At 53.1% G+C, this 21,928-nt stretch carries 22 protein-coding genes; 9 read left to right on the top strand and 13 right to left on the bottom strand.

The window, feature by feature from the left end:
* The first annotated feature begins 8 nt into the window (after positions 1-8).
* The 6 genes from tdcD to FDX22_RS25540 all read left to right on the top strand — a co-directional run bounded on the left by tdcD (position 9) and on the right by FDX22_RS25540 (position 8,352).
* Positions 9-1,217: a propionate kinase gene (gene tdcD / locus FDX22_RS25515; RefSeq protein ID WP_096755565.1), complete on the top strand. Its 1,209-nt coding sequence runs from the start codon at positions 9-11 to the stop codon at positions 1,215-1,217.
* A 28-nt stretch (positions 1,218-1,245) separates the two neighbouring features.
* Positions 1,246-3,540, top strand: a complete 2,295-nt coding sequence (gene tdcE / locus FDX22_RS25520) for a 2-ketobutyrate formate-lyase/pyruvate formate-lyase (protein WP_096755566.1) — start codon at positions 1,246-1,248, stop codon at positions 3,538-3,540.
* A 13-nt stretch (positions 3,541-3,553) separates the two neighbouring features.
* Positions 3,554-3,949, top strand: a complete 396-nt coding sequence (locus tag FDX22_RS25525) for an enamine/imine deaminase (RefSeq protein WP_096755567.1) — start codon at positions 3,554-3,556, stop codon at positions 3,947-3,949.
* Between the two features lie 90 nt (positions 3,950-4,039).
* Entirely contained in the window at positions 4,040-5,404 is a 1,365-nt protein-coding gene (gene tdcG / locus FDX22_RS25530; RefSeq protein WP_115257423.1) for an L-serine ammonia-lyase, read from the top strand.
* Between the two features lie 281 nt (positions 5,405-5,685).
* On the top strand, positions 5,686-7,017 hold the full coding sequence (locus FDX22_RS25535; protein ID WP_096755569.1) for an amino acid permease: 1,332 nt from the start codon (positions 5,686-5,688) through the stop codon (positions 7,015-7,017).
* A gap of 24 nt (positions 7,018-7,041) precedes the next feature.
* Positions 7,042-8,352: a serine dehydratase subunit alpha family protein gene (locus tag FDX22_RS25540; RefSeq protein ID WP_117342714.1), complete on the top strand. Its 1,311-nt coding sequence runs from the start codon at positions 7,042-7,044 to the stop codon at positions 8,350-8,352.
* Positions 8,353-8,406: 54 nt separating this feature from the next.
* Here the strand turns inward: FDX22_RS25540 and FDX22_RS30300 are convergent, their stop codons facing one another.
* Entirely contained in the window at positions 8,407-8,568 is a 162-nt protein-coding gene (locus FDX22_RS30300; protein WP_096755571.1) for a hypothetical protein, read from the bottom strand.
* A gap of 25 nt (positions 8,569-8,593) precedes the next feature.
* On the bottom strand, positions 8,594-9,295 hold the full coding sequence (locus FDX22_RS25545; RefSeq protein ID WP_146717961.1) for a pirin family protein: 702 nt from the start codon (positions 9,293-9,295) through the stop codon (positions 8,594-8,596).
* 104 nt (positions 9,296-9,399) lie between these two features.
* On the opposite strand from FDX22_RS25545, the gene yhaJ reads away from it, so the two are divergent.
* Positions 9,400-10,296, top strand: coding sequence for a DNA-binding transcriptional regulator YhaJ (gene yhaJ / locus FDX22_RS25550; protein WP_115257426.1), 897 nt, complete (start codon positions 9,400-9,402; stop codon positions 10,294-10,296).
* A gap of 106 nt (positions 10,297-10,402) precedes the next feature.
* Here the strand turns inward: yhaJ and FDX22_RS25555 are convergent, their stop codons facing one another.
* The 11 genes from FDX22_RS25555 to FDX22_RS25625 form a co-directional block, all read right to left on the bottom strand.
* Positions 10,403-10,768, bottom strand: coding sequence for a DUF805 domain-containing protein (locus FDX22_RS25555; protein ID WP_115257427.1), 366 nt, complete (start codon positions 10,766-10,768; stop codon positions 10,403-10,405).
* An 862-nt stretch (positions 10,769-11,630) separates the two neighbouring features.
* Positions 11,631-12,617 carry a glutathionyl-hydroquinone reductase YqjG gene (gene yqjG / locus FDX22_RS25580; protein WP_096755575.1) on the bottom strand — a complete coding sequence of 329 codons (987 nt, stop codon included), beginning with the start codon at positions 12,615-12,617 and terminating at the stop codon, positions 11,631-11,633.
* A gap of 71 nt (positions 12,618-12,688) precedes the next feature.
* Positions 12,689-13,081, bottom strand: coding sequence for a DoxX family protein (locus FDX22_RS25585; RefSeq protein ID WP_135324236.1), 393 nt, complete (start codon positions 13,079-13,081; stop codon positions 12,689-12,691).
* Positions 13,082-13,299: 218 nt separating this feature from the next.
* Entirely contained in the window at positions 13,300-13,599 is a 300-nt protein-coding gene (locus FDX22_RS25590; protein WP_096755577.1) for a YqjK-like family protein, read from the bottom strand.
* On the bottom strand, positions 13,599-13,994 hold the full coding sequence (locus tag FDX22_RS25595; RefSeq protein WP_096755578.1) for a phage holin family protein: 396 nt from the start codon (positions 13,992-13,994) through the stop codon (positions 13,599-13,601). Before FDX22_RS25595 ends, FDX22_RS25590 begins: the two co-directional genes overlap by 1 nt.
* A 2-nt stretch (positions 13,995-13,996) precedes the next feature.
* On the bottom strand, positions 13,997-14,302 hold the full coding sequence (locus FDX22_RS25600; RefSeq protein WP_096755579.1) for a YqjD family protein: 306 nt from the start codon (positions 14,300-14,302) through the stop codon (positions 13,997-13,999).
* 33 nt (positions 14,303-14,335) lie between these two features.
* Positions 14,336-14,704 (bottom strand): DUF1090 domain-containing protein, encoded by a 369-nt coding sequence (locus tag FDX22_RS25605; RefSeq protein ID WP_096759327.1) that lies wholly within the window; start codon positions 14,702-14,704, stop codon positions 14,336-14,338.
* Between the two features lie 147 nt (positions 14,705-14,851).
* Positions 14,852-15,235 (bottom strand): EnvZ/OmpR regulon moderator MzrA, encoded by a 384-nt coding sequence (gene mzrA / locus FDX22_RS25610; RefSeq protein WP_096755580.1) that lies wholly within the window; start codon positions 15,233-15,235, stop codon positions 14,852-14,854.
* A 3-nt stretch (positions 15,236-15,238) separates the two neighbouring features.
* Positions 15,239-15,901 carry a DedA family general envelope maintenance protein YqjA gene (yqjA, locus tag FDX22_RS25615; protein WP_045447871.1) on the bottom strand — a complete coding sequence of 221 codons (663 nt, stop codon included), beginning with the start codon at positions 15,899-15,901 and terminating at the stop codon, positions 15,239-15,241.
* Between the two features lie 350 nt (positions 15,902-16,251).
* A complete protein-coding gene (exuR, locus tag FDX22_RS25620; RefSeq protein WP_096755581.1) occupies positions 16,252-17,028 on the bottom strand; it encodes a transcriptional regulator ExuR in 777 nt (258 codons plus the stop codon).
* A 132-nt stretch (positions 17,029-17,160) separates the two neighbouring features.
* Positions 17,161-18,462, bottom strand: coding sequence for an MFS transporter (locus FDX22_RS25625; protein WP_096759328.1), 1,302 nt, complete (start codon positions 18,460-18,462; stop codon positions 17,161-17,163).
* A 473-nt stretch (positions 18,463-18,935) separates the two neighbouring features.
* Here FDX22_RS25625 and uxaC point away from each other — a divergent pair, with 473 nt between their 5' ends.
* Together uxaC and FDX22_RS25635 are read left to right on the top strand one after the other, a co-directional pair.
* Complete coding sequence (uxaC, locus tag FDX22_RS25630) at positions 18,936-20,348, top strand: glucuronate isomerase (protein WP_096755582.1); 1,413 nt, start codon at positions 18,936-18,938, stop codon at positions 20,346-20,348.
* Positions 20,349-20,361: 13 nt separating this feature from the next.
* On the top strand, positions 20,362-21,849 hold the full coding sequence (locus tag FDX22_RS25635; protein WP_146717962.1) for a UxaA family hydrolase: 1,488 nt from the start codon (positions 20,362-20,364) through the stop codon (positions 21,847-21,849).
* The last annotated feature ends 79 nt before the right edge of the window (positions 21,850-21,928 follow it).

Consider the following 21,928-nt stretch of genomic DNA (forward strand, 5'->3'; position numbering starts at 1 on the left):
GTAGTGAAATGAATGAGTTTCCGGTAGTACTGGTTATTAATTGTGGTTCATCTTCCATTAAATTCTCAGTGCTGGATGCAGCCAACTGTGATGTTTTAATGGCGGGAATTGCAGACGGTATTAACTCTGAAAATGCGTTCATAGCAATTAATGGTGGGGAGCCGGCTAAGCTGGCTCACCACAGCTACGAAGACGCATTAAAGGCTATTGCCGCTGAACTGGAACAACGTAATTTAATGGACAGCGTGGCCTTAATTGGCCACCGCATTGCCCACGGTGGAAGTATCTTTACGGAATCAGCGATAATTACAGATGACGTTATCGACAATATTCGTCGGGTATCTCCTTTAGCACCATTACATAATTATGCGAACCTGAGCGGGATTGAATCCGCACAGCATCTTTTTCCGGGTGTACAGCAGGTGGCGGTATTTGATACCAGCTTCCACCAGACGATGGCACCTGAAGCCTATCTGTACGGTTTACCGTGGAAATATTACGAGGAGCTGGGTGTTCGTCGTTATGGCTTCCACGGCACGTCGCACCGCTATGTTTCTCAGCGAGCGCACGAGCTTCTCGACCTCCAGGATGATGATTCTGGCCTGGTTGTCGCGCACCTGGGTAACGGCGCGTCCATCTGTGCGGTCCGTAACGGACAAAGCGTGGATACCTCAATGGGTATGACGCCGCTGGAAGGACTGATGATGGGCACGCGTAGCGGTGATGTGGACTTTGGCGCAATGGCGTGGATCGCCAGTGAAACCAATCAGACGCTGAGCGACCTTGAGCGTGTCGTTAATAAAGAGTCTGGCCTGCTGGGTATTTCCGGTTTGTCCTCTGACTTACGTACGCTGGAAAAAGCCTGGCACGAAGGACACGAGCGTGCGCAGCTGGCGATTAAAACCTTTGTGCATCGTATTGCACGCCATATCGCCGGACATGCTGCATCGTTACATCGTCTTGATGGGATTATTTTCACCGGCGGCATTGGTGAAAACTCAGTCTTAATTCGCCGTCTGGTGATTGAACATCTGGCCGTATTAGGTGTGAATATCGACAGCGAAATGAATAGTCTGCCAAATTCTCATGGCGAGAGAATTATCTCTGCTAATGATGCTCGAGTTATTTGTGCAGTTATTCCGACGAATGAAGAGAAAATGATTGCTCGTGATGCCATTCATTTAGGCAGAATTAACACACCAGTAGAATTTGCATAATTAATTTTCTGTAGAGAGATTATTTTTCATGAAGGTAAATATCGATACCAGCGATATGCTGTATGCCGACGCGTGGCTTGGCTTTAAAGGTACGGACTGGAAAGAAGAAATTAATGTCCGTGATTTTATTCAGCATAACTACACGCCTTATGAAGGGGATGAATCTTTCCTCGCCGAAGCGACGCCGGCAACCACCGCATTGTGGGAAAAAGTCATGGCGGGCATCCGTATTGAAAACTCGACGCATGCGCCGGTAGATTTCGATACCAATATTGCCACTACGATCACCGCGCACGATGCCGGTTATATTGAACAAGAACTGGAAAAGATCGTCGGTCTGCAAACGGATAAGCCGCTGAAGCGTGCGCTGCATCCGTTCGGCGGCATCAACATGATCAAAAGCTCTTTTGATGCTTACGGTCGTGAAATGGATGCTGATTTTGAGTACCAGTATACCGAACTGCGTAAAACCCATAACCAGGGCGTGTTCGACGCGTATTCCCCGGATATGCTGCGCTGCCGTAAGTCCGGCGTATTAACCGGTCTGCCGGATGGCTATGGCCGTGGTCGTATCATTGGCGATTACCGCCGTGTTGCGTTGTACGGTATTCGCTACCTGGTGCGTGAACGCGAGCAGCAGTTTGCCGATCTCCAGTCAAATCTGGAGTGGGGGCAGAATCTGGAGGCGACGATTCGCCTGCGTGAAGAGCTGTCTGAGCACCGTCGTGCGCTGCTGCAAATGCAGGAAATGGCGGCGAAGTACGGTTGCGATATTTCCCGTCCGGCGCGTAACGCACAGGAAGCCGTACAGTGGGTGTATTTTGCTTATCTGGCCGCGGTGAAATCGCAGAACGGCGGCGCGATGTCGCTGGGCCGTACTGCATCGTTCCTCGACATTTACATTGAGCGCGACTTCAAAGCCGGTATCTTAAACGAGCAGCAGGCGCAGGAGTTGATCGACCACTTCATCATGAAGATCCGCATGGTGCGCTTCCTGCGTACCCCGGAATTCGACACCCTGTTCTCCGGCGATCCTATCTGGGCGACCGAAGTTATTGGTGGGATGGGGCTGGACGGCCGCACGCTGGTCACCAAAAACTCGTTCCGCTACCTGCATACGCTGCACACCATGGGACCGGCACCTGAGCCGAACCTGACGGTGCTGTGGTCTGAAGGCTTACCGATTGCCTTCAAAAAATATGCCGCACAGGTGTCTATCGTCACGTCGTCTTTACAGTATGAAAATGACGATCTGATGCGCGCTGACTTTGAAAGCGATGACTATGCCATTGCCTGCTGCGTCAGCCCGATGGTCATCGGCAAACAAATGCAGTTCTTTGGTGCGCGTGCCAACCTCGCCAAAACATTGCTGTACGCAATCAACGGCGGTGTGGATGAGAAGCTGAAAATCCAGGTCGGGCCGAAAACTGCGCCGCTGATGGATGACGTGCTGGATTACGACACGGTGATGGAGAGCCTGGACCACTTTATGGACTGGCTGGCCGTGCAGTACATCAGTGCGCTGAACATCATTCACTATATGCACGACAAGTACAGCTACGAAGCCTCGCTGATGGCGCTGCACGATCGTGATGTTTATCGCACCATGGCATGCGGTATGGCGGGTCTGTCCGTTGCTGCGGACTCCCTGTCGGCTATCAAGTACGCTCGCGTCAAACCGATCCGTGATGAAAACGGCCTGGCGGTCGACTTCGAAATTGAAGGTGACTATCCGCAGTACGGTAACAACGATGAGCGCGTAGACAGCATTGCCTGCGACCTGGTTGAACGCTTTATGAAGAAAATTAAAGTGTTGCCAACCTATCGCAACGCGGTGCCGACGCAGTCCATTCTGACCATCACCTCTAACGTGGTGTACGGCCAGAAAACCGGGAATACCCCGGACGGGCGTCGCGCAGGTACGCCGTTTGCGCCAGGTGCGAACCCGATGCACGGCCGCGATCGCAAAGGTGCCGTCGCCTCGTTGACCTCGGTGGCTAAACTGCCGTTTACCTATGCCAAAGATGGTATCTCGTACACCTTCTCGATTGTGCCGGCTGCACTGGGCAAAGAAGATAGCGTGCGTAAAACCAACCTGGTCGGTCTGCTGGACGGTTATTTCCATCATGAAGCGCATGTCGAAGGCGGTCAGCACCTGAACGTCAACGTCATGAACCGCGAAATGCTGATGGATGCTATTGAGCACCCGGAAAACTATCCGAACCTGACGATCCGCGTGTCTGGCTATGCGGTGCGCTTTAACGCGCTAACCCGCGAACAGCAGCAGGACGTTATTTCACGCACTTTCACCCAGGCGCTTTAACGCCGGAGGGTTTATGAGAAAAGTTATTGCAACCGACTGTGCGCCAGGGGCGATTGGGCCTTACGTACAGGGCGTGGATCTGGGCAGCATGGTGTTGACCTCAGGTCAAATCCCGGTATGTCCGCAGACCGGTGAAGTTGCCGAACACGTGACCGATCAGGCGCGTCAGAGTCTGGAAAACGTGAAAGCGATCGTTGAGTCCGCCGGTTTGAAAGTGAACGATATCGTGAAGACCACCGTTTTCGTGGCCGATCTGAACGACTTCGCCACCATTAATCAGGTGTATCAGCAGTTCTTTGATGAGCACGAGGCTATCTATCCGGCACGCAGCTGTGTGCAGGTTGCTCGCTTGCCGAAGGATGTGAAGCTGGAGATTGAAGCCATCGCCGTACGCGGCGACACGGTGTAACTCCCCGCGGGGCGATCGTCAGGATCGCCCCGATCCCGTTAATGAGTGTGAAACCTGGTCTTCACTGAACGGCAATCCGAGGGTGTGGATATGATTAGCGCATTCGATATTTTTAAGATTGGCATTGGACCTTCCAGCTCCCATACCGTGGGGCCAATGAACGCAGGTAAAAGCTTTATCGACCAACTGGTCAGTAGCGGAGAATTGCACCAGACCACGCGCATTGTGGTCGATCTTTATGGTTCACTCTCCCTGACCGGAAAAGGTCATGCGACCGATGTCGCCATCATGATGGGCCTCGCAGGTAACAGTCCGCAAAACGTGCAGATTGATACCATTGCGGGTTTTACCCAGGACGTGGCCCGTACCGGACGTCTCCCGGTGGCAGAGGGCACGCATATCGTTGATTTCCCTCCTGCTGAGAACATTCTCTTCCATAGCGAAACGCTCCCGCGCCATGAAAATGGTATGCGCATCACCGCGTGGAACAGCAACGAGACGCTATTAAGCAAAACCTATTACTCCGTTGGCGGTGGTTTTATCGTTGAGGAGGATCACTTTGGTCAGGCGCACGACGTTGAAGCGCATGTGCCGTACAATTTCCATTCTGCCAGCGAGCTGCTGAAACTGTGTGAGCGAAACGGGCTTTCCGTTTCCGGCCTGATGATGCAAAACGAACTGGCGATGCGCAGTAAAGATGAGATTGACGCGGGTTTTGCGGCAATCTGGGATGTCATGCACGCCGGTATCGAGCGCGGTATGAACACCGAAGGCGTCCTGCCCGGTCCGCTTAACGTTCCGCGTCGCGCCGTGGCATTACGTCGGTTGCTGGTTTCCAGCGACAATCTGTCCAGTGACCCAATGAACGTCATCGACTGGATTAACATGTTCGCACTGGCCGTGAGCGAAGAGAACGCCGCCGGGTGCCGGGTTGTTACCGCCCCGACAAACGGTGCGTGTGGCATTATCCCCGCCGTGCTGGCCTATTACGACAAGTTCCGCCGCCCGGTGAATGCGAACTCCATCGCCCGTTATTTACTGGCTGCGGGGGCGATAGGCGCGCTGTATAAGATGAATGCGTCTATCTCTGGGGCCGAAGTGGGCTGCCAGGGTGAGATTGGTGTGGCCTGTTCCATGGCTGCCGCCGGACTGACAGAACTGCTTGGCGGGAGCCCGGCGCAGGTCTGTATTGCCGCTGAAATCGCCATGGAGCATAACCTGGGGTTAACCTGCGATCCGGTCGCCGGACAGGTGCAAATTCCGTGCATTGAACGTAATGCGATCAACGCAGTAAAAGCGGTTAACGCCGCACGTATGGCGCTGCGCCGCACGTCAGAACCTCGGGTGTCGCTCGATAAAGTTATCGAGACGATGTATGAAACTGGCAAAGACATGAACGATAAATACCGCGAAACCTCACGCGGCGGTCTGGCGATCAAAGTAGTGTGTATGTGAGTTAATCAAAATAGCATGACCAAAAAGGTGCACAGAAGTGCACCTTTTTTTGTTGTGATCTGCTTCAAAAACAGAAATCGATCCCACCTTTGATGCTTTCAAGAGAAAATCTTTCTTTACCTGTAGGGATTATAGGGTTTTGTTTGTGAAGTTTTTCTCTGACCCTGAGCGTATGATTTTCTTCATTCTAAGAGCTCGCCTGCATCTTATGAATTGCGTATCGCCTTGACGCAATACGAAAAAAATAAAAAAACCTCTACCTACACATTAAGCGGGAAATTATGGAAACGGCTACGAATAACAGCGTAATACTCGACGCATCCGCTCCGGCGCGCCGGGCGGGAATGACCGAAAGTGAATGGCAGGAAGCCATTAAATTCGACAGCATGGACACCGGTTGGGTCATTATGAGTATCGGTATGGCGATTGGCGCGGGGATTGTTTTTCTTCCCGTCCAGGTGGGTCTGATGGGGTTGTGGGTATTCCTGCTGTCCTCGATTATCGGCTATCCCGCGATGTATTTGTTCCAGCGTCTGTTCATCAACACGCTGGCTGAGTCTCCTGAGTGCAAAGATTACCCAAGCGTCATTAGCGGTTATTTAGGCAAAAACTGGGGCATTCTGTTAGGGGCGTTGTATTTTGTGATGTTGGTTATCTGGATGTTTGTTTATTCCACCGCCATCACTAACGACAGCGCTTCGTATCTGCATACATTTGGCGTGACCGAAGGGTTACTGTCCGACAGCCCGTTCTATGGCCTGGTGCTGATTTGCATCCTGGTGGCTATCTCGTCACGCGGTGAAAAATTACTGTTTAAAATCTCCACCGGCATGGTGTTGACCAAGCTGCTGGTCGTTGCCGCCCTTGGCGTGTCGATGGTCGGGATGTGGCATTTGCATAACGCTGGCTCGCTGCCACCGATGGGGCTGCTGATTAAGAATGCGATTATTACGCTGCCCTTTACGCTGACCTCGATTCTGTTTATTCAAACCTTAAGCCCGATGGTTATCTCGTACCGTTCTCGCGCAAAATCCATTGAGGTCGCGCGTCATAAAGCGCTGCGCGCCATGAACATCGCGTTTGGCATACTGTTTGTCACCGTCTTCTTCTACGCCGTCTCTTTCACCCTGGCAATGGGCCATGATGAAGCGGTGAAAGCCTACGAGCAGAACATTTCCGCCCTGGCGATTGCCGCACAGTTTATTAGCGGTGACGGCGCGGGTTGGGTGAAAATCGTCAGCGTTATTCTGAACATCTTTGCCGTGATGACCGCGTTCTTCGGTGTGTACTTAGGCTTCCGTGAAGCGACTCAAGGCATTGTGATGAATGTGCTGCGTCGCTACATGCCTGCTGAGAAGATCAACGAAATCTTCGTTCAGCGCGGCATCATGGTCTTCGCTATTTTACTGGCCTGGAGTGCAATTGTGCTCAATGCGCCGGTACTGAGCTTCACCTCTATTTGTAGCCCAATCTTCGGCATGGTGGGCTGTTTGATCCCGGCCTGGCTGGTCTACAAAGTTCCTGCACTGCACAAATATAAAGGCGCTTCCCTGTACCTGATCATCATCACAGGCCTGCTGTTGTGCGTTTCTCCGTTCCTGGCATTTTCTTGAGTTATCTGAGTGAAGGTCGTTGCTATGTTTGAGACTACATTGAATCCATTATGGGACTGTTTTATCCGCGCGGTGCAGGAAGAAGTCAAACCTGCCCTGGGCTGCACCGAACCTATCTCTCTGGCTTTGGCGGCGGCAGTCGCATCCGCTGAGCTGAACGGCGCGGTTGAACGCATTGATGCGTGGGTCTCACCCAACCTGATGAAAAACGGCATGGGCGTGACCGTACCGGGCACCGGAATGGTCGGGTTGCCCGTCGCCGCTGCGCTGGGTGCGCTGGGTGGCAATGCCCACGCGGGTTTAGAAGTGCTGAAGGATGCGTCCGCAGAGGCCATCGCCGACGCCAAAGCCATGCTGGCTGCCGGAAACGTGGCGGTGATGCTGCAGCAACCTTGCGAAGATATTCTCTTCTCACGCGCTAAGGTGTACAGCCGTGACGGGTGGGCGTGCGTCACGATTGTTGGCGGTCATACCAACATTGTGCACATCGAAACCCATAATGGTGTGGTGTTCAGTAAAGAAGAACAGACGCAGGATGAAGAGCTGGATTCGCCGCTGGCGGTGTTATCCCACACCTCGCTGGAAGAGATTCTGGCGTTTGTGAATGCGGTGCCGTTTGAGTCCATCCGCTTTATTCTGCAGGCGGCAAAACTAAACGGGGCGCTGTCTCAGGAAGGGTTACGCGGGACATGGGGATTACATATCGGTGCTACGCTGGAGAAGCAGTGTGCCCGTGGCCTGCTGGCAAACGATCTTTCAACCGCTATTCTGATCCGTACCAGTGCGGCGTCGGATGCGAGAATGGGCGGCGCGACGCTGCCGGCGATGAGTAACTCCGGTTCCGGGAACCAGGGGATCACCGCCACGGTTCCGGTGATGGTGGTGGCCGAGCACTTTGGTGCGGATGATGAAAAACTGGCGCGTGCGCTGATGTTGTCACACCTGAGTGCAATCTATATCCATCATCAGCTTCCTCGCTTGTCGGCTCTGTGTGCGGCAACGACGGCGGCGATGGGCGCGGCGGCGGGGATGGCATGGCTGGTGGATGGGCGCTATAACACCATCGCTATGGCGATCAGCAGCATGATTGGCGATGTGAGTGGGATGATTTGCGATGGCGCGTCAAACAGCTGTGCGATGAAAGTGTCTACCAGCGCGTCGGCGGCATGGAAGGCGGTACTCATGGCGCTGGACGATACGGCAGTGACCGGTAACGAAGGGATTGTGGCGCATAATGTCGAGCAATCTATTGCGAATCTGTGTGCGCTGGCATGTCGTTCGATGCAGGAAACCGACAAGCAGATCATTGAGATCATGGCCAGCAAAGCGCATTAATCTGTAGGCCGGGTAAGGCGTAACCGCCACCCGGCGTCAGTCTGAGCCGCCTTATCAGGCGGCGTCTTCTTCTTCCTGCCTTTGCTCGGCATCGGCAACAATCGCTTCCAGTTCCGTCAGCATATCTTCATAGCCAAAGGTTTTGGTCTGGACGACCGTGTCCTGAATTTTGGCTTTGACCGCCGGCTTACGCTTTTTTGACGCTTTCTTGCTCATAGTCGTACTCCCTTGTTTTTCCTGACTATACGGGCAAATCTATCAGCAAAGCGCGCAAAGGCGTATCGGCAACTAATGTTATGTTAGCTTCGTCACGAATAAATGCGCCGTCACCACAGGTCAGCGCTTCTTTTTCTGCTCCAGCCGTTAGCGCATGGAACGTGCCGTGGATCGACTGCAGATAGGCGCGTGGGCCATGTAACTGAAAACTCAGTGATTCACCTTGCTTCAATTCGACATGGTGTATCCACACCTGCTGGCGAAGATGCAGGCTGCCTTGTTCTCCGTCCGGGGAGGCGATCAGTTGATGCTTGCCGGTCTCCAGCGTGGCTTTCTGTACACAGGCATTTTCCCGCTGCGGGCAGGCGTCCAGCCATAATTGCATGCGGGTTAATGGCTTATCCTTGTTAAGGTTGTGCTCGCTGTAGCTAATCCCAGGCTGCGTGGCGAGCAGTAAAACCTCACCGGCTTTTGCCCGGACATGGTTGCCTTCGCTGTCGCGATATTCCGCTTCCCCTTCAAGGATCAGGTTGACAATATCCACCTTCGGATAGGTACGCGGCTGGAAAGAGGCCCCCGGTGCCAGAACTTCCTGGTTCAGAACACGCAGCGAGGCGTAACCCAGCAGCTTAGGATCAAAATAGTGTCCAAAGGAGAAGGTATAACGGGCTTGCAGCCAGCCGTAGTCTGCTTGTCCGCACTGTTTTGCTGTTCGGGTAGTAATCATCTTTCTTGACCTCTCTTTACTTCCTTTTATGTTAAATGGCTGGACGCTGTATTGTTAGCCAGATATTCTGCCCGGTATGTTCAAATTTCCTGAATGAGAACGACATGGCCAAAGAAAGGGCATTAACGCTTGAAGCGTTACGCGTAATGGATGCAATCGACAGACGTGGCAGCTTTGCCGCTGCGGCGGACGAACTGGGGCGCGTTCCTTCCGCTCTCAGCTATACCATGCAAAAGCTGGAAGAAGAGCTGGATGTGGTGTTGTTTGACCGCTCAGGCCATCGCACAAAATTTACTAACGTTGGACGCATGCTACTGGAACGTGGGCGCGTGCTGCTCGAGGCGGCTGATAAGCTGACCACCGATGCCGAAGCGCTGGCCCGCGGCTGGGAAACGCATCTGACGATCGTCACCGAAGCGCTGGTACCCACGGCAGCGTTCTTTCCGCTCATCGACCGGCTCGCCGTGAAGGCCAATACTCAGCTTTCAGTGATCACTGAGGTGCTGGCTGGGGCATGGGAACGCCTGGAGCAGGGAAGGGCGGATATCGTGATCGCCCCGGATATGCATTTTCGTTCATCGTCAGAAATTAATTCCCGCAAGCTGTACACGCTGATGAACGTCTACGTGGCTGCGCCGGATCATCCTATCCATCAGGAGCCGGAGCCGTTGTCGGAAGTGACCCGAGTGAAATACCGGGGCATTGCGGTGGCGGATACCGCCCGTGAGCGCCCGGTGCTGACCGTCCAGTTACTGGATAAACAGCCGCGCCTGACGGTGAGTTCAATCGAAGATAAGCGCCAGGCGCTGTTGGCCGGGCTGGGTGTGGCGACCATGCCGTATCCGCTGGTGGAAGAGGATATTGCCGCAGGTCGTTTGCGCGTGGTGAGCCCGGAGTCCACCAACGAAATTGATATCATCATGGCCTGGCGACGGGACAGTATGGGTGAGGCCAAATCCTGGTGTCTGCGGGAAATTCCGAAGCTGTTTGCGGGGAAATAAGGTGGGGTTAAGCCGGATGCGGTGCAAGCACCTTATCCGGCCTACAAAACGGAGTAGGTTGTAGGCCTGATAAGCGCAGCGCCATCAGGCATCTCTACGTGCTACGTCAGGACAGTTGTTTAGGGTCTGCACCGAAGCGGTTGCTACCCGGCGTGCCGTTCTGACAGTTGAAAATAATGATAACCAACCAGCCAATGATGGGGATCAACAGGATCAGCAGCCACCATGCAGAACGGTCGGTGTCATGCAAACGACGGAACTGCACTGCCCACCACGGTATAAATACCAGCACACCATAAATCGTCGTTAATACGCCTTCTCCCCCGGCGCGTTGCCAGCCAAGCATGTTGTCCAGGATGCTGAGTACGAAAGAAAAGATGATGTTGACCAGAACAAACATCCAGTACTCTTTGCGCCGAGCCCGGCCGCCAAAACCAAAATAGTTCTTAAGAACGTTTAGATACCAATCCATTTGCGCCTCATTTTGCGTTCAATCACTTGTTTTTAAAGTAATCAAATTAAGAATAGCTGCGAATGAAATGGTGGTAAATATTTGTCGTATTAATTATTGGCGCCTATAGGAGTATTGCTTGTCAGTTAAACATTATGGAGAACATGTGATTCCAACTCAGGGTTCCGTTCACCTCAGCGATGTCATTTCTCTGAAGCGCAGATACCCGTGAACGTGCAAGGGAGGCTCACCGCCGCCTCCCTTGCAACCCAGGCTCCCGGCGGGAAAATCGTCGCTGCGCGATTCATTCGTCTTATTCCGTCTGCCTGTCGGGTCGGGGCCGAGCCTGCATCCCCGCAGGCCGTCCCCTCTGTCCGCATCCCTGCGGACAGACCCGGTCAGCCGTCAACGCCTCATCGATTTTCAGCCGGACCAGGGTGTCGCTTCAGCGCTCTGACTTTCAGCTATATCCGTTTTGCTGTTCAGAGATATTCAAATTAAAGCGCAAGTGGTCAGGTGTGGGCTGGTCCGGCTGAAAATTGCCGACGTGTTTCCGTAAGGCCGGGAGAACCCGCAAGGATGCGGGTTCAGGGCGCGTTTTGCAGGGATGCTACCTCGCGCCCGGCCCGATAGCCTGGAGGAATAAGCGTAGGGGATTGCGAAGCAACAATTTTCCGTGCCGGGAGCCGGGATTGTAAAGGGCGTGGCGAAGAACGCCCTTTACACGTTCACCGTAATCAGTGCTTCAGAGAAATGATTAACATGAGGTGAACGGAACCCTTTCTCTGAGGTAGCATGTTCATTACTTCCGTCAATACAGGTTTATACTTTCTGAAACTGAAGCGTTAACTGAACGGCATTGCCCAGATGAGACCCGTGTAAATCATGCAAAACGGCTGTCTCGTCCATGTGGCTCGCTGAGATCCTGCCATGGCCCGATTGAAATAATACCGGTCGGATTGATGGTTTTGTGGCTACGGAAGTAGTGATGACGGATATGGTCAAAATTGACGGTCTCCGCAATGCCCGGCATCTGGTAAATATCGCGCAGGAAACCGTACAGATTCAGGTAGTCACTGATGCGGTGCTTATCGCACTTGAAGTGGGTAACATACACCGGATCAAAGCGTACCAGCGTGGTCCACAGGCGAATATCTGCCTCGGTCAACTGGTCACCGGTCAGATAGCGATGCTGACCCAGAATCTGCTCCAGTCGCGCCAGTGAGTGAAACACTTTATCAACCGCCTCATCATATGCCTCCTGACTGGTGGCAAAACCGGCTTTATAGACGCCATTATTGACGTTGTCATAAATCCAGCTGTTCAGCTCGTCAATTTTACTTTGCAGGGCAGGCGGGTAGTAATCACCGGCTTTGGCGCCCAGTGCATCAAACGCCGTGTTAAACATGCGGATGATCTCCGCCGATTCATTACTGACGATGGTGTGATTCTTTTTATCCCACAGCACCGGTACGGTGACGCGGCCGCTGTACTGCGGGTCGGCGTGCAAATAGAGCTGATAGAGAAACTCGTGCTGGTAGAGCGTATCTCCCGTGGCGGCCGGGAAATTATCATCAAACGTCCAGCCGTTCTCTAGCATCAGCGGATGCACAACGGAAACGGAGATAAATGGCTCCAGACCTTTGAGCGTGCGTAGAATCAGCGTGCGATGCGCCCACGGACAGGCGAGGGAAACGTACAGGTGGTAACGGTCTTTTTCGGCGGCAAAACCGCCTGTGCCGGTCGGGCCAGGTTCGCCATCCGCGGTGAGCCAGTTACGGAAAGCCGATGCAGAACGTTGAAATTTTCCCCCGGTAGATTTTGTGTCATACCAGGTGTCATGCCAGACGCCGTCAATAAGTTGTCCCATGGTTTTGCCTCCTCAGATAGCAAAAGCGAGGAGATGTCTCCTCGCTTTTTGATGCGTTTAGTATAGCTTGCTTACCACTTTTTATTCAGTACGCGGTCAATGCTGAATGCGCCTGGACCGGTGATAGCCAGCAGCAGGAAACCGCCTGCGATGGTTAAGTTTTTCATGAACATCAGCGAGTTCATCCCTTCCGCAAAGTTGCTGTGGAAGATGAACGCGGTCAGCACCGTGAAGCCTGCGGTAAACAGCGCGGTAGTACGGGTCAGGAAGCCGAACAGAATGGCCAGGCCGCCGCCGAACTCAAGCAGAATAACCAGCGGTAACATGAATCCCGGAACGCCCATGGCTTCCATATATTGTTGGGTACCCGCATATCCGCTGATTTTTCCCCAGCCTGCAGAAATAAACAGGATTGGCATCAGAATGCGCGCTACCAGTACACCAACATCTTCTAATTTTTTCATCGTACTCTCCAGGAAACCACTCAGGCGGCTGATTTTGTTTTTTGTTGCATTAACGCTGTATAGGGCGTTATTGCTGTCGATGGAGAGAATCATAAACGTGACGAATGACAATTGTTAGCAAGGAAAACTGTCAGTATTTTTCAAAAATTTTGAGTGAAGGGGGGTGATAGAATGAAGTAGGCCTTGCCATCAGGCCTACGTGGGGAGAACAGAAGAGATTAACCGCGCAGTTGCTGCTGTCTGATGGTCGCTTTGACCAGTCGCCAGGCGCTCCAGACGCTAAAGCCGCGTTTGGCCCAACGGACGAGCATATTTGGGTGGCGAATAGTACGAACGGCTATGATGCTGCTGCCAACCAGTATCCACGAGCGCAGGTTCAACAGCGTGTTCCAGCCGCGATCGTATGCAGCAGTGACCTCCAGCCAGTCGCGGCGGGTGGCGGTCAGATCCAGCCGTTGCTGCTGGATCTGACTAAGCAGCAGCGCCTTACGTTTTTCGCGTTCGACTTTACTGCTCATTATGCATCATCCTCCAGGGCCTGCCTGTCGTTAGCAAGTTCATGGCGGGTATGACGTAACAGCGTTGACTTACGGGCTTTACGTAGCGTCCATATCCCGCCAATGAGCGCCAGAAGCAACAGCACAACGGTGGTGGCTATCATCGCGTTGAGACGGTACTGAGGGTCAATGGCCCAGATGATAAGCACCATCAGGCTCATCAGGCCAAATGCTGCGAACAGCATGGTTAGCCCCAGCATCAGCAGTAGCTGAAAGAGGTTGGCTTTTTCCTCTTCCAGTTCAACAACGGCCAGACGTAACCGGGTCTCAACTATCTCGACGAGGATCGTGATGATCCGTTGTCCGATACCCAGTACGTTTTTGCCTGGACCTTGTGCGTGATCGGAGTCCGCCATTGTTAGCGGCGCGACAGCAGTACGCCAAGCACCACGCCGACCGCAGCGCCAATACCGACGCCTGTCCATGGATTTTCGCGTACGTAGTTGTCGGCTTTTGCCGCGGCTTCGCGAGTTTGCTTAGCAATCACATCGCTGGTTTCACCCAGGCGATTGCGGCTCTCTTTCAGCGCGCGTTCTGCTTTACTGCGAATTTTACTCAACTCTTCTTTCGACTTATCGCCAGAGGAGCTCAGTACCTCTTCAAGCGTATCCGCAAGGGATTTCAGCTCAGCGCGCAGGTGTTCCGTAGCATTATCTTTTGACATAGTTTTCTCCAGGTGAGTGGGTCGTTACCGTACTTAGTAATCGCGTGACTCGAGTTCTTTCAGTTCAGTCTGAGCTTCGGCAAGCTTGCGCTCGCGTTTGGTGATTTTATCTGTATCGCCTTTTTGTTTCGCCTCGGCGAGATCACGTTTACGCTCGGCGATCTCATCTTTCTGTTCTGCAATTTTTTTCTGATGCTCGGCACGTAGCTTGCTGTCAGAACAATTGGCCCGGACTTCGCTCAGGGCCTTGTTCAGGCCGTTGATACGACTCTGATTGTTGTGCTTTTCGGCATAGCTAATCTCCCGCTGAATATCGTGTTCTTTTTCCTGACAGAGGGTGTTGGCGTAGCTGCTGGCACTGAGAGCGAAAAGGGTAACAGCCAAAGCGATGCGGTATTTCATACTTGAACCTTCCATTGTGATTCGACCCGGTAACGCGAGGGTCGTTGCTCCAGATAAAAAAGCGTGGGCCATAAACCCAGCTTATTAATCATAGGCACTAAACGGCGAAATCACCAAAGTGGGTGAAATAATTCAGATTCCTGGAAGTTAACCAAAACGGTGTGGGTTATCACGCAAACGTGATAACCACTGCACTGCCTGATTATCATCATCCTGTTGGGCGATGACGAAGCCATGCGGCAACGTTCTGTCGAGAACGACCTTCGCGGCTGCGCTTTGCGCGCTGGAATCAAAGGTGATCAGCAGCGCATCATTTTGCGGGGTAATGCTTTTAAAGCGAATGCCGTTGGCATCCAGATGATGCCAGATAGAAAAACCGTCTGGCATGCTGGCGCCCTGATTAACGGCGCGAATGGCTAGCGTCGACTCCTGCTGACGAATGGCAGACCAGGTCAGGATAAGCGCGCCTAGAAACAGGATAAAGGTGGTTGTCCAGGCCAATCGTCGGAGCGTTATGCGTGGTAGCAGCATAATTTATCCCCGGTTCCCGTATTTCTTTTTCCATAAAACAACCAGTGAACCGGCGAGGCCAAACACCAGTAAAACAACGGGAAGCAGCATCAGGCACGACATTAACTGATCTTCGTACTTGAGGAACACCGGCGTTTTGCCCAGCAGATAACCGAGTGACGTCAGGATCAAGACCCACAGCAGTCCGCTCATCCAGTTGAAGAACTGAAAGCGCGCATTGTTCAGGCCGGAGAGTCCTGCAATGGTCGGCAGCAGCGTTCTGACGAAGGCAATGAATCGCCCGACCAGCAACGCAGACAGGCCATGTTTATGGAACAGATGGTGCGCGCGCTGATGATAATGCGCGGGAAGATGAGAAAGCCAGTTTTGCACGATGCGGGTATTCCCCAGCCATCGTCCCTGGATGTAGCTGACCCAACAGCCGAGGCTGGCCGCGGTGGTGAGGAGCAGCACCGTTTGTGGAAAGCCCATTGCGCCTTTAGCAATAAGCACGCCGACCAGCACCAGTAAGCTGTCACCAGGTAAAAAGGCCGCAGGAAGCAGCCCGTTTTCCAGAAACAAAATGGTAAACAGGACAAAATACAGCATGCCAATCATCGACGGATTGGCCAGAGTTTCAAAATCCTGAGCCCACAAGGCATTCAGTAATTGAGTCAGTAGTTCCATTCAGTATTCCTGGAGAAATCGGTTGTCGTCATGCCGGTTTTCTGGATTTTGTAACGCCGCAATATTATTGATCTTTTTTTGCATGTATCGCGGTCTGACACAAATTCACGGCCTGAACTGTTCCCTGTTAAGTTGCAAAGTAAGCAAGCACTGATACACAAAAATTCAAAACGCATGTAATTGTAACAAAGGTCAACGTAGTCCGTTATAGAAATTACGGTCGCTGAACCGTGATTTTGCTTATCGCAAAGGAGGGTGGCGAGAGGATTTACACAGGCTGACACTTTATACCTAATGCTTACCGAGCGTCAGAAACAGGCGCCCTGGCGCGCCTGTGAATATGAGAACGCTTATTTTGCCCCGTTAGCGGCCGTATCCAGATGAACCACCGGATTATCGGTAAAAAGATAACGGTCGGCGTTGAACTCAAAATCATCGCTGGTTTCGTTAAACAGCATCTGTTTGGTGTTCTCAAGGTGCTGCCACATCGCCAGTTTGGCAGCATGAGGATCTTTACGGATTAATGCCCGTAGGATCTGGTCATGGTCATCGCACCAGTTATCTACCGTGCGCAGGTCGATGTGATCGTGCAATTTCTTCCAGTACGGGTTGTGAACACGCTGAGTCCACATTTTTTCAACAATCGCCGCCAGTGCGGTATTTTGCGTTGCCAGCGCCACTTGCACATGGAACTGGAGATCCCACTCGGAGTCACGGAAGCTTTTTTCGTTGCGCGACTTCTCCTGGATTTCCATCAGTTTCATGATGTCCTGTTTAGTCACCTGGGTGGCGGCAAACTCGGCAATATTGCTCTCTATAAGCTGGCGTGCCTGCAGCAGTTCAAATGGACCGTAGCTGGCAAACTCAAGATTGGCATCTGGCGCGACGTAGTGTTTTGGCTGGTTAGAGATGACGTGGATCCCGGATCCTTTACGCACCTCAACGTAGCCCTCAACCTCGAGCATGATAATGGCTTCACGGACCACGGTACGGCTGACGTTCTTTTCATCGGCGATAAAGCGCTCGGCGGGAAGTTTTTCACCCACCAGGTAAACACCCTGCTCAATGCGCGCCTTCAGATCGGCAGCAAGTTGTTGGTACAAACGTCGTGGTTCGGTGATTTCCATATGCGCTCCAGGCATGATACGGCAGACTCTATTTGTTATACCACTTTTGCGAATTTGGCTCCACTTGTGACGATAAAAAAGCCGCCAGAACGCTGGCGGCTTTGAACGTATTTCGTTGGTGATTGAGTCAGGTCAACTTTGTGGTGCGGGATCGCCGGTTTGCGGTCCCGAGTCGACCTCGCTGGCCGGTTTGTTTTGCAGCACCGTCCAGATGACTAACGCACCGAGCAAGTCGAATACTGCCAGTACCGCAAACAGTGGGCTAAAGCCGATGGTGTCAGCCAGGGCGCCCACGACCAGCGCAAACAGGGTGCTTGCCAGCCAGGCAGACATCCCGGTCAGACCGTTCGCTGTAGCCACTTCATTACGACCAAAGACGTCAGAAGAGAGGGTGATCAGCGCACCGGACAGGGCCTGGTGAGCAAAGCCCCCGACGCACAGCAGCGCGATGGCAATATACGGGCTGGTAAACAGACCAATCATGCCCGGGCCAATCATCAGGAATGCGCCCATGGTGACGACCATTTTACGTGACACAATCAGGTTGACGCCGAACCAGCGCTGGAACAGCGGCGGCAGATACCCACCAACGATACAGCCGAGGTCAGCAAACAGCATGGGCATCCAGGCGAACATGGCAATTTCTTTCAGGTTAAAGCCGTAAACTTTAAACATGAACAGCGGGATCCAGGCGTTAAAGGTACCCCAGGCCGGCTCTGCCAGGAAACGCGGCAGTGCAATGCCCCAGAACTGGCGGTTACGCAGGATCTGCGCGACGGACATTTTCTTCGCCGTGCCGTTTTTATGCTGTGATTCCTGGCCGTTGAGAATGTAATCACGTTCTTCGTCGGACAGTTTTTTCTGATCGCGTGGGTGTTTGTAAAACACAAGCCAGCACATAGCCCAGATGAAGCTCAGGACACCAGAGATAATGAACGCCATCTGCCAGCTGTGCATCACGATGGCCCAGACTACCAGCGGCGGTGCAATCATCGCACCAATAGAGGAACCGACGTTAAAGTAACCGACGGCAATGGAGCGCTCTTTGGCCGGGAACCACTCCGAGCTGGCTTTCAGACCCGCTGGGATCATCGCCGCTTCAGCTGCACCGACCGCGCCTCGCGCCAGCGCCAGTCCACCCCAGCTTCCAGCCAGTGCAGTCGCGCCACAGAAGACGGCCCACAGAACGGCGAACATCGCGTAACCTATTTTTGTTCCCAGCACGTCCAGAACGTAGCCAGCAACGGGTTGCATAACGGTGTAAGCAGCAGAGTACGCTGCGATGATATAGGAATACTGTTGAGTGGAGATGTGTAACTCTTCCATCAGCGTTGGCGCAGCTGCCGCCACAGTGTTACGCGTCAGGTAACCCAGCACGGTGCCAAGCGTCACCAGTGCGATCATATACCAACGTAACCCTTTAATTTTACGCATGTAAAACCTCATCGTTTTGTTATTTCCGCGAACGAGCGGTCATCTTCCTGTGTAGGGCGGAGGATGTTCTTTTTACGAAAGGGGTGACCGAAAAAAACCGGTACTCCCCGAACTTTGCCATTTCAAGAATCGTGCTAATTCGGTTTCCGTACCGGTCAATCCGATGGTGGACCATCGGTAATTTGCATTCCGTCGGCTTATGTATTGCGACGGCAAAAAGATAACTTGTCATACAGCTTTAAAAGGTGAGTGCCATCACAAAAGTGTGAATCTTCGTGTGGTCATTATTTCGATTCAGCAAAGCCAGTGCTGGCGCGGGTTGGCGTAAGATTTACCTCTTTGAGAGTAATTTTTTTGTCGCCATTTATTGATCTAACTCACGAAAATATCTTCAGTCTGTGGAAATTGGTGTGATAACTTTGTCAGCATCAAAACATAAGCAATCTGACGCACTCGCTGAGAGGAAGACGATAATGACCCCGTTTATGACTGAAGATTTTCTGCTGGATACCGAATTTGCCCGCCGTCTGTATCATGATTACGCCAAAGATCAGCCAATCTTCGATTACCACTGCCATCTGCCGCCGCAGCAAATCGCGGATAACTACCGTTTTAACAACCTGTATGACATCTGGCTGAAAGGCGATCACTACAAATGGCGCGCTATGCGTACTAACGGTGTTGCTGAGCGCCTGTGTACCGGCGATGCGTCCGATCGTGAGAAGTTTGACGCCTGGGCCGCGACGGTTCCGCACACTATTGGCAACCCGCTTTACCACTGGACGCATCTTGAATTGCGTCGCCCGTTTGGTATTACAGGTAAGCTGCTGTCGCCTGCGACGGCGGATGAAATCTGGAATCAGTGCAATGAACTGCTGGCGCAGGAACAATTTTCCGCGCGCGGCATCATGCAGCAGATGAACGTGAAAATGGTCGGTACCACTGACGATCCGATTGATTCACTGGAACATCACGCCTCGGTCGCCAAGGACAGCACCTTTGCCGTCAAAGTGCTGCCGAGCTGGCGCCCGGATAAAGCCTTCAATATTGAGCAGGCAACCTTTAACGACTACATGACGAAGCTGGGTGAGGTGTCCGACACCGATATCCGTCGCTTCACCGATCTGCAAACCGCGCTGACCAAACGCCTGGATCACTTCGCTGCACACGGCTGTAAAGTGTCTGACCATGCGCTGGATGTGGTGCTGTTTGCTGAATCTAATGAATCTGAACTCGACAACATCCTGACGCGTCGTCTGGCCGGTGAAACGCTGAGCGAGCATGAAGTGGCGCAGTTTAAAACGGCCGTGCTGGTGTTCCTTGGTGCGGAATATGCCCGTCGTGGTTGGGTCCAGCAGTACCATATTGGCGCACTGCGTAATAACAACCTGCGTCAGTTCAAACTGTTGGGGCCGGATGTGGGCTTCGATTCGATCAACGATCGTCCGGTTGCGGAAGAACTTTCCAAACTGCTGAGCAAGCAGAATGAAGAAAACCTGCTGCCAAAAACCATCCTGTACTGCCTGAACCCGCGCGACAACGAAGTGCTGGGCACCATGATCGGCAACTTCCAGGGCGAAGGTATGCCGGGAAAAATGCAGTTCGGGTCCGGCTGGTGGTTCAACGATCAGAAAGACGGAATGGAACGCCAAATGACGCAGTTGGCGCAGCTCGGTCTGCTGAGCCGTTTTGTCGGCATGCTGACCGACAGCCGTAGCTTCCTGTCATATACGCGCCATGAATATTTTCGCCGCATTCTGTGCCAGATGATTGGCCGCTGGGTTGCCGCGGGTGAAGCCCCGGCAGATATCCAGTTGCTGGGTGAAATGGTGAGAAATATCTGCTTCAACAATGCGCGCGATTATTTTGCCATTGAACTGAACTAAGGTCCGGGTTGATATGCAATACATCAAGATCCATACGCTGGATAACGTTGCGGTTGCGCTGGCCGATCTGGCGCAAGGCACGCAGGTTAGTGTAGATAGCCATACCGTAACGCTACGACAGGACGTTGTACGTGGACACAAATTTGCCTTGAGCGATATTGCTCAGGGTGAGAACGTCATTAAATATGGCCTGCCGATTGGCCATGCTCTGGCGGATATTGCGGCGGGTGAACATATCCATGCTCACAATACGCGCACCAATCTGAGCGATCTGGATGAATATAGCTATCAACCCGACTTTCAGGAACCTGAGGTACAACCGGCAGATCGCGATGTGCAGATCTACCGTCGTGCCAACGGTGATGTCGGGGTGCGTAACGAACTGTGGATCCTGCCGACCGTCGGCTGCGTTAACGCCATGGCGCGTCTGATGCAGACCCGCTTCCTGAAAGAGACCAACGATGCTGAAGGCATCGATGGCGTTCATCTTTTCAGCCACACCTACGGCTGCTCGCAGCTGGGTGACGATCACATCAACACCCGCACCATGCTGCAAAACATGGTGCGTCACCCGAACGCGGGGGCGGTGCTGGTGGTGGGGCTTGGTTGTGAAAACAACCAGGTGGATGCCTTCCGCGAAACGTTGGGCGAGTTCGATCCTGAACGCGTGCACTTCATGGTCTGCCAACATCAGGAAGACGAAGTGGAGGCGGGGATCGAACATCTCCATCAGTTGTACAACGTGATGCGCCACGATAAGCGTGAGCCGGGTAAACTGGGCGAGCTGAAGTTTGGTCTGGAATGCGGCGGGTCTGACGGCCTGTCCGGCATCACGGCTAACCCGATGCTGGGACGTTTCTCCGACTATGTGATTGCCAACGGTGGCACCACCGTGCTGACCGAAGTTCCGGAAATGTTTGGCGCTGAGCAACTGCTGATGAGCCATTGCCGTGACGAAGAGACGTTTGGCAAGCTGGTGACGATGGTCAATGACTTCAAGCAGTACTTCATTGCCCACGACCAGCCGATTTATGAGAACCCGTCACCGGGTAACAAGGCGGGGGGCATCACCACGCTGGAAGATAAATCACTGGGCTGCACGCAGAAAGCGGGTTCCAGCCAGGTTGTCGATGTATTGCGTTACGGCGAACGGCTAAAAACGCACGGTCTGAATCTGTTAAGCGCACCGGGGAACGACGCCGTTGCCACCAGCGCGCTGGCGGGTGCTGGCTGCCATATGGTGCTATTCAGTACCGGTCGCGGCACGCCTTACGGCGGATTTGTACCGACGGTGAAAATCGCCACGAACAGCGAGCTGGCGGCGAAGAAAAAGCACTGGATCGATTTTGATGCGGGACAGCTGATCCACGGTAAAGCCATGCCTCAACTGCTGAATGAGTTTGTCGATACCATCGTCGAGTTTGCTAATGGTAAACCGACCTGTAACGAACGTAATGACTTCCGCGAGCTGGCTATTTTCAAAAGTGGCGTAACGTTGTAATAATTGTACAGGCCTACGCGATCAGTAGGCCTGATAAGCGTAGCGCCATCAGGCATAAACCGTTGCCGGATGGCGGCGT

It is taken from the genome of Citrobacter sp. TBCS-14 (genome assembly GCF_005280805.1).
In the GTDB taxonomy this organism is placed as follows: domain Bacteria; phylum Pseudomonadota; class Gammaproteobacteria; order Enterobacterales; family Enterobacteriaceae; genus Citrobacter; species Citrobacter gillenii.